This is a genomic window from Deltaproteobacteria bacterium, from assembly GCA_029860075.1.
Taxonomy (GTDB): Bacteria; Desulfobacterota; JADFVX01; order JADFVX01; family JADFVX01; genus JAOUBX01.
Window position 1 is genome coordinate 26,168 of record JAOUBX010000044.1, and the last position, 10,878, is coordinate 37,045.

10 protein-coding genes are annotated in these 10,878 nt (G+C 44.5%); 8 read left to right on the forward strand and 2 right to left on the reverse strand.

All coding sequences use genetic code 11. From position 1 onward, the window contains the following. Positions 1-30 precede the first annotated feature (30 nt). From rho to OEV42_13340, 8 genes are all read left to right on the forward strand, one after another. Positions 31-1,278: a transcription termination factor Rho gene (gene rho, locus OEV42_13305; GenBank protein MDH3975251.1), complete on the forward strand. Its 1,248-nt coding sequence runs from the start codon at positions 31-33 to the stop codon at positions 1,276-1,278. Positions 1,279-1,537: 259 nt separating this feature from the next. After that, a complete protein-coding gene (locus OEV42_13310) occupies positions 1,538-3,754 on the forward strand; it encodes an ATP-binding protein (GenBank protein ID MDH3975252.1) in 2,217 nt (738 codons plus the stop codon). A 12-nt stretch (positions 3,755-3,766) separates the two neighbouring features. Next, a complete protein-coding gene (locus OEV42_13315; GenBank protein MDH3975253.1) occupies positions 3,767-5,119 on the forward strand; it encodes a sigma-54 dependent transcriptional regulator in 1,353 nt (450 codons plus the stop codon). A 1-nt stretch (position 5,120) separates the two neighbouring features. Continuing rightward, a complete protein-coding gene (locus tag OEV42_13320) occupies positions 5,121-5,618 on the forward strand; it encodes a TlpA family protein disulfide reductase (GenBank protein MDH3975254.1) in 498 nt (165 codons plus the stop codon). Positions 5,619-5,944: 326 nt separating this feature from the next. After that, entirely contained in the window at positions 5,945-6,148 is a 204-nt protein-coding gene (locus OEV42_13325) for a cold-shock protein (protein ID MDH3975255.1), read from the forward strand. A gap of 113 nt (positions 6,149-6,261) precedes the next feature. Continuing rightward, the gene (locus OEV42_13330) at positions 6,262-6,921 is read left to right on the forward strand and encodes an RNA pseudouridine synthase (GenBank protein ID MDH3975256.1); all 660 of its coding nucleotides are present in this window, start codon (positions 6,262-6,264) and stop codon (positions 6,919-6,921) included. A gap of 313 nt (positions 6,922-7,234) precedes the next feature. Further along, complete coding sequence (locus tag OEV42_13335; GenBank protein ID MDH3975257.1) at positions 7,235-8,116, forward strand: 3-hydroxy-5-phosphonooxypentane-2,4-dione thiolase; 882 nt, start codon at positions 7,235-7,237, stop codon at positions 8,114-8,116. A 13-nt stretch (positions 8,117-8,129) separates the two neighbouring features. Continuing rightward, on the forward strand, positions 8,130-9,155 hold the full coding sequence (locus OEV42_13340) for an alcohol dehydrogenase catalytic domain-containing protein (protein ID MDH3975258.1): 1,026 nt from the start codon (positions 8,130-8,132) through the stop codon (positions 9,153-9,155). A gap of 57 nt (positions 9,156-9,212) precedes the next feature. Here OEV42_13340 and OEV42_13345 read toward each other — a convergent pair whose 3' ends face one another. Continuing rightward, on the reverse strand, positions 9,213-9,854 hold the full coding sequence (locus OEV42_13345; GenBank protein ID MDH3975259.1) for an SCO family protein: 642 nt from the start codon (positions 9,852-9,854) through the stop codon (positions 9,213-9,215). A 542-nt stretch (positions 9,855-10,396) separates the two neighbouring features. Beyond that, positions 10,397-10,878 (reverse strand): quinolinate synthase NadA (locus tag OEV42_13350; GenBank protein MDH3975260.1); only part of this gene is annotated, 482 nt, incomplete at its 5' end.

Sequence of the window (10,878 nt, forward strand, 5' to 3'; positions counted from 1 at the left end):
TATAAGCATTTATAGCTTGAAGGAGTTAATATGAATCTGAAGGACCTTAAAGAGGAGAAGATCGGCAATCTGATCAAGATGGCCGAAGATCTTGGCGTTGAAGGGGCGGCCGGAAAACGAAAGCAGGAACTGATATTTGCCATTTTGCAGGCCCAAACGGAAAAGAATGGCATGATATACAGTGAAGGGGTGCTGGAGATCCTGCCTGACGGGTTCGGCTTTTTGAGGGCTCCCGATTACAACTATCTCCCCGGTCCCGATGATATTTATATCTCTCCTTCCCAGATCAGACGGTTTGGCCTTAGAACGGGTGATACCATTTCAGGTCAGATCAGACCCCCCAAAGAATCTGAAAGATATTTTGCTCTCCTTAGAGTCGAAAAGATAAACCATGATGAACCGGAAGCGGCAAGAGGGAAAATCTTATTTGACAACCTGACGCCGCTCTACCCCGATGAGCATATCAAGCTTGAAACAGACAGAAAGAACTTGTCAGGAAGGATTCTCGATATTGTTGCGCCTATCGGAAAAGGTCAGAGGGGACTTATTGTCGCCCCCCCGAGAACGGGGAAGACCATGTTTCTCCAGAGCATTGCCAACAGCATTACCATCAATCACCCCGAGGTTTACCTCATCGTTCTTCTCATCGATGAAAGACCGGAAGAGGTGACGGATATGATTCGCTCCGTCAAGGGCGAAGTGGTGAGCTCTACCTTCGATGAACCGCCTCAAAGGCATGTTCAGGTGGCGGACATGGTTATAGAAAAGGCGAAAAGACTGGTTGAGCATAAGAAAGACGTTGTCATTCTTCTTGACAGTATTACACGACTTGCAAGGGCGCATAATACGGTTACACCTGCCAGCGGAAAGGTTCTCTCCGGTGGTATCGATGCCAATGCCCTCCAGAAGCCGAAAAGATTTTTTGGCGCTGCAAGGAATATTGAGGAAGGCGGCAGCCTGACGATTATTGCAACGGCCCTTGTCGATACGGGAAGCAGGATGGATGAAGTCATCTTTGAAGAATTCAAAGGAACCGGTAATATGGAGAGTCACCTTGACAGAAAGCTCGTCGAGAAGAGAATTTTCCCTGCCATTGATATTAATAAGTCAGGAACGAGGAAGGAAGAACTCCTCATTGAACAGGAAGACCTCAATAAGATCTGGATACTCAGGAAAGTGCTTCACCCTCTCAATGTTGTAGACAGCATGGAGTTTATCAGGGAAAAAATTGAAAAAACGAAGAGCAACAGAGAATTTTTCGATATTATGAACAAGTAGCACTATATCCTGGATATCCCTTTCTGTCGGCTGACGGTGTAAAAGGTGTTATTCTTGACACCTGCGTACAGCCAATATAGACTGTTTTAGCCCTCGGTTTCTTTTGGAGTCAAGCTTTTGAGCCGCCTTAAATATGAAACGGGATTATAAATTCAAAGAGAAATTCATTTTATTCAGGAACCTTATCCACCGTTCATCTTCCTCTTGTTTACCTTTCTCCCGGAAACTTTCCTTCTTCCGGAGTAATCCCGGTTAAACTATGTATATATCTCCCCTTAAAAAGATAAAAATTGCCGAACTGGAAGACAGGCAAAGAAGAAGGAGAGATTTTTACATCCTCATAGGGACCATTTTGACAATGGCGGGGCTGACATTTCTTGAAACCGCGCTGTACAAGCAGGGAGGTGAACTCCCCGTTGCCAACAATATCCTCATATTTGTCATTATTAATATTAATGTCATCCTCCTTCTTCTCATTCTTTACCTCCTTGTAAGAAACCTGGTAAAGCTATTTTTTGAACGAAAAAGCCGGATTCTCGGTGCAAAACTCAAAACCAAACTTGTTGCCGCCTTTGTATCTTTATCGCTTATACCAACGCTTCTTCTCTTCTCTTTTTCAGTTGCCTTCATTTCAAACAGTATTGAAGATTGGTTCAGCGCTCCCGTTGAAAAGACCCTTAAGGGGGCGGAACAGATATCGAGAAGTTTTAATAATGCCAAGGCTGACGAAGCTATTTACCATGCCAATCAGATAAGCAAGAAGATCAAGGAGCGAAAGCTCATTAATCAAAACAGGCTCAACTCTCTCAGGTGGTATCTCAAGGCCAAAGTTGTTGAGTACAGGCTGGGAAGTATTGAAGTGTTTTCACCGCATCAAAAGGTTTTGGCCGCTGCCGTTCACCCCGACCTTTCTGCCGACCTTTTCTCCTTACCCGAGTCCTCTCTTATAAAAGATGGATTAATGGGCAAAAAAACATCCGTCATTCAGACTGTAGGCAAAGGGGATATGATAAGGGGCGTTTCTCCCATTTATTCAACATGGAAAAAAGATGATATTGTTGCCGTCGCTGTTGCCACCTATTACATTCCTTACAGGCTTGTTGCCAAAATGACCGATATCAGCAACTCCTACAAGGAGTACAGGCAGCTTAAAATGGTCAAGTATCCCGTTAAAATGAATTATCTCATGACGCTGCTTATGGTGACGCTTGTCATTATTTTTACGGCAATCTGGTTCGGCCTTTACCTTGCAAAGGGGATTACCGTGCCTATTCAGGAACTGGCAGAAGGAACCAATGAGGTTGCCAACGGCAATCTTGACTTTAAGATCGACCTTGAGTCAGGCGATGAGGTGGGCACACTGGTGAGTTCTTTTAACAAGATGACGGAAGATATCAAAGTGAGCAAAAGGAGGCTCGAAAAGAGTAACCTCGACCTGGAAAACAGACGCCGGTATATCGAGATCATTTTAAGAAGTGTGACGGCGGGCGTTATCTCTGTGGACAAGCTGGGTAAAATCAGTACCATTAACAGGTCTGCCGAAAAAATGGTTGGTGTTAGAGGGGAGGATATTTTAAACAGGAACTACAAGAAAGTGGTCGGCAAATATTATCAGGAAATGATAAAGAGTATGGTAAAGGCCGCTTTTGCCGCCGGTGGAACGATAGAAAGGGAAACCAAGCTGACACTTAAGGGAGAGAACGTGACTCTTCTTATCAGCCTGTCCATATTACGTGATGAAAGAAATAATTACCTTGGTATGGTTCTTGTTTTCGATGATCTGACGGAACTCATTAAGGGGCAGAGGGCTGCTACCTGGAGGGAAGTTGCCCGGCGCATTGCCCATGAGATAAAAAACCCCCTTACTCCCATACAGCTTTCGGCGCAAAGATTGCAAAAACGATTTGGGGACAAGGTTGATGACGAAATGGATATTTTTGGAGAGTGCACCTCAACCATTATCAGCCAGGTTGATGAACTGAAGGCGCTTGTTAATGAGTTTTCCAGTTTTGCCCGCCTTCCCGCAGCGAATCCCGTTGCTACTCATATAGGAGAGATCATTAAAGAGGTCCTTTCCCTCTATCGTGAAGCCCATAAGGATGTTGATTTCAGAACCTTCATGCCCGACAATATTCCGCTTCTTAATCTCGATCAGAAGCAGATCAAACGGGTTTTTATTAACCTTCTTGAAAATGCTGTCGAGGCATTGAGGTTGGAAGGGGTTATTGAAATTTCGGCACGCCATAACGAGGAAGAGAGAAAAGTGGAGATTACCGTTGCCGATAATGGCGCAGGGATTTCTCTCCACGATAAAAACAGGCTCTTTGAACCTTATTTTTCAACCAAAAAAGGGGGAACCGGTCTGGGCCTCGCCATTATTGATACGATCATGAAAGATCATAAAGCCGCTATCAGGGTGAAGGATAATGTTCCAAGGGGTACGAAGTTTATGCTAGAATTTCCTGTAATGAGTTAAAGGGAGAATGCATTGAATTGCAATATATTGATTGTCGATGATGAAGAGAGTATAAGAAGCACCCTTTCGGGAGTTCTGAAAGACGAAGGCTTTGATGTAATTCTTGCCGAAGACGGTGAAAAAGGATTCGATATGGCAAAGGAGGAAGGGCCCGATCTCGTTCTCCTCGATATCTGGATGCCCGGTATTGATGGTATGGAAACGCTAAAAAAGATAAAGAGTGAACTTCCCCACCTTCAGGTCATTATGATGTCGGGCCACGGTACTATCGAAACCGCTGTTCAGGCGACGAAACTGGGGGCCTATGATTTTATTGAAAAGCCGCTTTCTCTCGATAAATTGCTTTTGTGCATTAATAATGCGCTTAGCCTGCACCGTCTTGAGGAAGAGAATAAGCGACTGAAAGAAAAATTTGGCGGCTGGCGTGAAATGGTTGGTGAAAGTGTGGCCATGAAGAAGCTTAAAGAGCAGATAGCTACCGTGGCGCCTTCCAATGCCTGGGTGCTTATTACCGGTGAAAACGGGACAGGCAAGGAGCTTGTTGCAAATCTCCTGCATCTCAAAAGCAAGCGATCTGACGCGCCTTTTGTTGATGTCAATTGTGCCGCCATTCCTGAAGAACTCATTGAGAGTGAGCTTTTCGGACATGAAAAAGGCGCTTTTACGGGGGCCGTTTCGAGTAAAAGAGGCAAGTTTGATCTTGCCAACGGCGGGACGCTTTTTCTTGATGAGATTGCTGATATGAGTCTTAAAACGCAGGCCAAAATATTGAGAATTCTTCAGGAACAGCGCTTTGAAAGGGTGGGAGGCAGCAAAAGTATCAAGGTTGATGTACGGGTCGTTGCAGCCACCAATAAAGACCTTTTGCAGGAGATCAAGGAAGGCAGTTTCAGGGAAGATCTTTATTACCGGCTCAATGTTATCCCATTCGAAGTACCGCCTCTCAGAGAGAGAGAGCAAGACATTGAACTCCTTGTTAAAAAGTTTGTAAATCTCTATTCCAAGGACATGGGTGGGCCTGCAAAGCGTTTCCATGATGAGGCCATTGAAGGATTAAAGCAATATCACTGGCCCGGCAATGTACGAGAGCTCAAGAATCTCGTTGAAAGACTGGTTATCATGACACGCGGCTCTGTTATAAAAAAGTCAGATCTTCCACCCTATATTCCGGGGAAAGAGCTTAAAGGACCTGACTTTGAAAGCTTTGGCAGCTTAAAAGATGCAAGGAACGCCTTTGAAAAGGCTTTTATTGCAGAAAAGCTGGCTGAAAATAATGGAAATATAACTAAAACAGCAGAGGCTATAGGGCTTGAAAGGAGCAACCTGCATAAAAAAATCAAAATGTATGAGTTGGAAGTGGATTAATATGGCTGGTGTTTTAGCAAGAAGATATGCCCTTTTTCCCCTCCTTTTGTTTCTTCTTGTTTCTTGTGGAAAAGGGGGCTCTGTTGTAGGTAAGGAAGCGCCACCCTTTAAGTTGGACCTTCTTGAAGGAGGGCAGATCGGTATAAGCGATTTAAGAGGCAAGCCTGTTATTCTCTATTTTTTTGCAAGCTGGTGATGGCGCTGCAAGGATGAGATTCCCCTGGTCAAGGGGGCATACAGTAAATACAAGGAAAAAGGGCTCACTATCATCGGTATCGGTATCCAGGATAAAAAAGAGAAAATAGCCGATTATGTAAAGGAGAAAAAACTGGAATGGCCCGTGGGTTTTGACAAAGGAGATCTTATTGCCAGAACTTATGGTATAACTTTTGGCGCCGGTGTCGTGTTTATTGATTCCTCCGGTATTGTGCAGGGTCGCTTTCTGGGTGGCTTTGGCAATAAAGAACTGGAAAAAGAGATTGGGAAAATAGTTAAATAAAGAGAGTTTCTTTTGAGTCGATTTAATGCTAACCCCCTGTTTTATTTAAACAGTAGCCGCTGTTAAGGAACTGAAAATCATTCTTGACAGTGTGGAAATGATGGTATATCATCTTTTATGAGAAGATGGGCAAAATCAGAGATTTACCTGTTTTTTTAATACGATAGGCTGGCAGGTTAAGTAGTTCAGGAAGTCGGTTGTCACACTGGGATGGAAGAGAAAAACAACGGCAGGGCGCTCCTTTCCGTATGGGGGTTTCGAACCATCGTAAGTGCTCCACATGGGTCGGAAGTACCCAGAGTTTTTAGGAAAGGAGGTAAAACGCTATGGCAAAAGGAACGGTTAAGTGGTTTAACGAGCAAAAGGGCTTTGGATTTATTGAGCAGGAAGATGGACCAGATGTTTTTGTACATTTCAGCGCCATCCAGAGCGAGGGTTTTAAAACCCTTCATGAGGGACAGGCTGTAGAGTTCGAGGTAGTTGAAGGCCCCAAGGGAGCCCAGGCTGCAAATGTAGTTGCTGCTAACTAAGAACTTTTCATATTGATTTTTACTAAAGCGGGCTTATTGAAGCCCGCTTTTTTTACGCCTGCATTTTTGATGCAGGCTAAAAAAGCATTCCTTAATAAACCCGTATGAGTTAATTGTTTAATCCTCAGATCATATACTGTGATAATCACCTCTTTGTCCTTAATAAACCGGCCGGCCTTCTGGTGCAGGGTGACAGGAGTGGTGATCTTTCTCTCCTCGATCTGGCAAGGGCTTATATTAAAGAAAAGTACAATAAGCCTGGAAATGTTTATCTCGGTCTTGTTCATCGACTGGACAGGCCCGTTTCAGGTGTCGTTGTTCTTGCCCGTACGTCAAAAGCCGCCGCCCGCCTCTCTCAGCAATTTAAAAGCAGAAAGGTTACCAAGATCTACCACGCTATGGTTGAGGGGAAAGTGGCCAAAGAGGGCAGGTGGTTTGATAATATCGTTCGAAATGGTGTTACCAGTCGCGTAACGGAGCAGGAGGAGGGCCTTCCGGCGGAACTGACTTTTTGCAGGTTAAATTATTTTGACGGCATTTCTCACGTAGAGATTGATCTCGCCACGGGGAGGCATCACCAGATTAGAGTGCAGTTTGCATCCAGGGGCTATCCTGTTCTTGGAGATTTCAGGTATGGTTCCAGAGTAAAATTTGGTGATAAAGCGCTTGCTCTGCATGCCAGGATCTTAAGCCTTACCCATCCCACAAAAGAGGAAAAGATGACATTTACAGCGGAGTACCCCGAAAGCTGGCGTTCTTATGGTGATCTTTGATTTTGTATGCTTAACCTTTGCGCTCTTGTTATTCCTTCCTCTGAAAGAATATAAAAACGTTGTAATTTCCCTGCGCTTTTTGTACTATCCATCATGTTTGATCTCAAATTTTAAACTAGGAGCCTGTCGGACTTAGGGCAAATATACTGCGAAAAAGCTATTTTGGCCAGATTTCCCGATTAAATTCGTTAAATATGTTCAATATTCGCCTCATTTAATCAAAAAATCTGACTCAAAATGGCTTTTTCTCGCTACAATTTCCTAAGTCCGACAGACTCCTAGAAATTTCTTAATAAACAAGGAGGTTCTCATCATGAGAAATGCTTTTGATTACCAGGTGGAGTGGAGCGGCTTAAAAAACAGGATGGCACAGATGTTTAATCCTCAGTCGGGGCGTACCGTATTGCTTGCCGTAGACCACGGTTATTTCCAGGGGGCGCCGGCAGGGCTTATTAACCTGAGGGAAACCCTCAATCCTCTTCTACCCTACTGTGATGCCGTGAGCCCTACCATTGGCGGATTAAAAACCAGTATGGATCCCACTTGCAGGACGCCTGTTATCCTGAGGGCCACCGGTGGAAACAGCATGAGAAGGTCCGATGAACTGGATGATGAAATTGTTACCGTTTCTGCGGAAGAAATGGTGAGGATGAATGCCATCGGATTTACCGTTTCATGTTATATCGGCCTGCCCCACCAGTCTCAAACGATAGAAAGCCTGACAGCGCTTACTGAAGAAGCCCACAGATATGGGCTTGTCTCTATAGGTATTACAGCTGTCGGAGCCGATCCTGTGCTTACCAGGTTTGTTAAGGGTGAGCGGGAAGATGGAGGCGAGTTGACTGAAGAGGACAAGAAAGAAGCGCTCAGGTATCTCAAACATGCCTGCAGGGTTGTTTCGGAAAATGGCGCCGATATTGTAAAGACTTACTACTGTGATGGTTTTGAAGAGGTTGTAGAGGCCTGTCTTTCGCCCATTGTCATAGCAGGTGGGACGAAAAGACCCACAAGAGAAGCGCTGGAATTTACTTACAATGCGATCAAGGCAGGGGCAGTCGGTGTCGATATGGGAAGAAACATTTTTCAAAATGAAAATCCTGTGGCAATGATCCGTGCCGTTCGTTCCGTTGTGCATGAAGGAAAAAGTGTGGACCAAGCTTATGATCTCTACCAGAAAGTAAGTAAAGAGGGTTAAAGGGAAATTAGTTGTGAAAACAGGAATGTATTACAGCAACAGCGATGTACGGATTGAAGAAATACCTCTCCCGCAAGTGGGAGATGGGGATGTGCTCGTCAAGGTAAGGGCCAGTGGTATTTGCGGCAGTGACCTCATGGAGTGGTATCGTATCAAGCGTGCGCCGCTGGTCCTTGGGCATGAAGTGACAGGTGATATTGTCCGGATCGGCAAAGATGTTAAAAACTGTAAGCCCGGAGACAGGGTTTTCGCCATTCATCATGTCCCCTGTGATGAATGTCCCGAATGCCTGAAAGATCACCATACGGCCTGTGAAGTTTTGCAGAAAGTGAATAATTTTAATCCCGGCGGTTTTTCAGAATATCTCCTGGTAAGCGGCAGGAGTGTTCAAACAGGATTGATGGTTTTGCCCGAAGAGATGAGTTATGAAGAGGGGACATTTATTGAGCCCCTTGGCACGATCTTGCGTGGGCAAAGGATGGCTGGCACATTACCGGGTGATACGGTAGTTATTGTTGGAAGCGGCCTGTCAGGACTTCTTCATATCAAAGCGGCAAAGGCAATGGGGGCAGGGAATATTATTGCCGTCGATATTGAGGAGAACAGGCTTGCCGCTGCCCGTAATTTTGGCGCTGACCATACGGTTAATGCAAAGGCAGATGTTAAACAATTTGTGAAAGATAATAACGGCGGGCGGCTGGCCGATCGTGTTATTATTTGTGCCGGTGCACTCGATGCGGCAATTCAGGCCCTTGGATTGATAGGAAAAGGAGGGACCCTTCTCTTTTTTGCCGTGCCTAAACCGGGGGAAGAGATAAGTATCGACTTTAATCCTTTTTGGAGAGATGATATATCGATAAAAACTAGCTACGGCTCATCCCCATTCGATCATACCCAGGCAATGGAGTTCATCCGTAACGGCAGTATTATCGTTTCCGATATGGTAAGCCACCGTTTCCCTCTTGATGAAATCCAGGATGCCTTTAATATGGCGGCGGACGGTAAAGAGTGTCTCAAGGTTATTATCAGTTTGCCTTAAGATAGTGGTGAATATTATCCTGGAAGGGGCAGTTGGATCGTGGTTTCCAGGTTTATATTAAAACTCTTTCCTTACCCTTTCAACGAGAATGTCCACAGGGACGGTGAGGACGCTAAAGTTATACTTCCATACACCCTTTCTGTCGAGCATGACAATAGCATTGGTATGGCCGAATGATCCGTCTTCATTTTTCTCGTAAAAGAACCTGAATCCCTTGAGGACCTTATCTACTTCCGATTTTTCACCTGTGAGAAAGGACCAGTATTCGGGATTGGCATTGATAGAGGCGGCATGCTTTTTAAGTACTTCCGGCGTATCACGTTCGGGATCCATCGTTATTGAGATGAGTCTGAGCCCCTTTTTAATTTCTGACTGCATTTCTTTCTCAATGTCCATAAATTTATGAGTCATAATGGGACAGCTTTCCTTGCAGTTTGTGTAAATGAAATTGAAAAGAACAACCTTTCCCTTCAGGTCTTCATTGGTAACAATTTTACCGTCCTGGTTCGTTAAGTTAATCGTGGGCGCCGTTTCTTCAAACTGGACAATCCTTCCATTTTCATAGATTTGGGCAGTTTTTTTCTTTTCAGCTTTTTTCGTCGTGTGCTGTTCATGAGATGAGTGATCTTCATGCCCTTTTTCGGAACAACCGGCAAATATAATAAGGGCTGCCATTATAAGAAGAGTTATTTGTTTCATAATATTCATTATTCCTCCATTTTGTTAAATCGGTGAAGATGGATTTTACTCTACCGGCTAAAGTTTTTCAAGGTAAATGGGCGGAGTGGGGGATAGAGTAGTCCTATTGATAGATTATAGAAATCTTGATTTTCAGGGTAGAGAATAAGCTTTATTCAAATCCTGCTTGCAAAAGCAACATACTTTTCTTTACCGCTAAAGAAAAGTATGCAAAAGAAAGCCGCCCTACAATGCCGATCCCGCCGCTGGCGTGACTCCCCTCGCTCTGGCATTAGCTGTGGCGGGTTTATGCCCGGAACCGGATAAGTGCCTTTACGAAATAAAAATTATTTCTAAGTTACTAAAACTCGCTGCGCTCAGACAGAATAACCCCTTTTCTTCCACAGCTAATGCCTCCGCTCGGCTGCATTGAATGGGAATAGAAAAAAATATAAATCTTTTAATAATTCCTCCCCTTGCCAAGGGTTTATGCCCCTAGAGGGTAGAGGTTAGGAGGGGTCTATTTACCCAATTAATTAACTGCGATCCAAATAATGAAAGGATTAATCTCTCGGCACAGCAAGCATCCTGTCAAGTGCTCTCTTGGCGGGAACCCTGATCTCCTCGGGTACTTTAACGATATTCTTCATCTCTTTAAGTGACTCATAAATATCCTCAAGCGTAGTAAGCTTCATATTGGGGCAGACAAGAACCTCTGAGGGGAGTATAAACTCTTTGTCGGGATTTTCCTTTTTCAGACGGTATAAGATTCCATTTTCAGTAGCGACAATAATTTTTTTAGCGTCACTCTTTCCGGCATATTCATACATACCCGATGTGCTGCAAATATGATCAGCCAGGTCGAGGATTTCCGGAGCACATTCGGGGTGAGCCATAAAGACGGCATCAGGGTGTTGCTCCTTGGCTTTTACAACCTCTTCAGGTTTTAAAAGGTGATGGGTGGCGCAGAAACCTTTCCAGTACAGTACTTCCTTTTCGGGAAGAAACTTGGCTACATACTGGGCAAGGTTCTGGTCAGGCGTCA

Coding starts and splice junctions, on each gene's coding strand:
- rho (MDH3975251.1), top strand. CDS start 31: ATGAATCTGAAGGACCTTAAAGAGGAGAAGATCGGCAATCTGATCAAG.
- OEV42_13310 (MDH3975252.1), top strand. CDS start 1,538: ATGTATATATCTCCCCTTAAAAAGATAAAAATTGCCGAACTGGAAGAC.
- OEV42_13325 (MDH3975255.1), top strand. CDS start 5,945: ATGGCAAAAGGAACGGTTAAGTGGTTTAACGAGCAAAAGGGCTTTGGA.
- OEV42_13335 (MDH3975257.1), top strand. CDS start 7,235: ATGAGAAATGCTTTTGATTACCAGGTGGAGTGGAGCGGCTTAAAAAAC.
- OEV42_13345 (MDH3975259.1), bottom strand. CDS start 9,854: ATGAAACAAATAACTCTTCTTATAATGGCAGCCCTTATTATATTTGCC.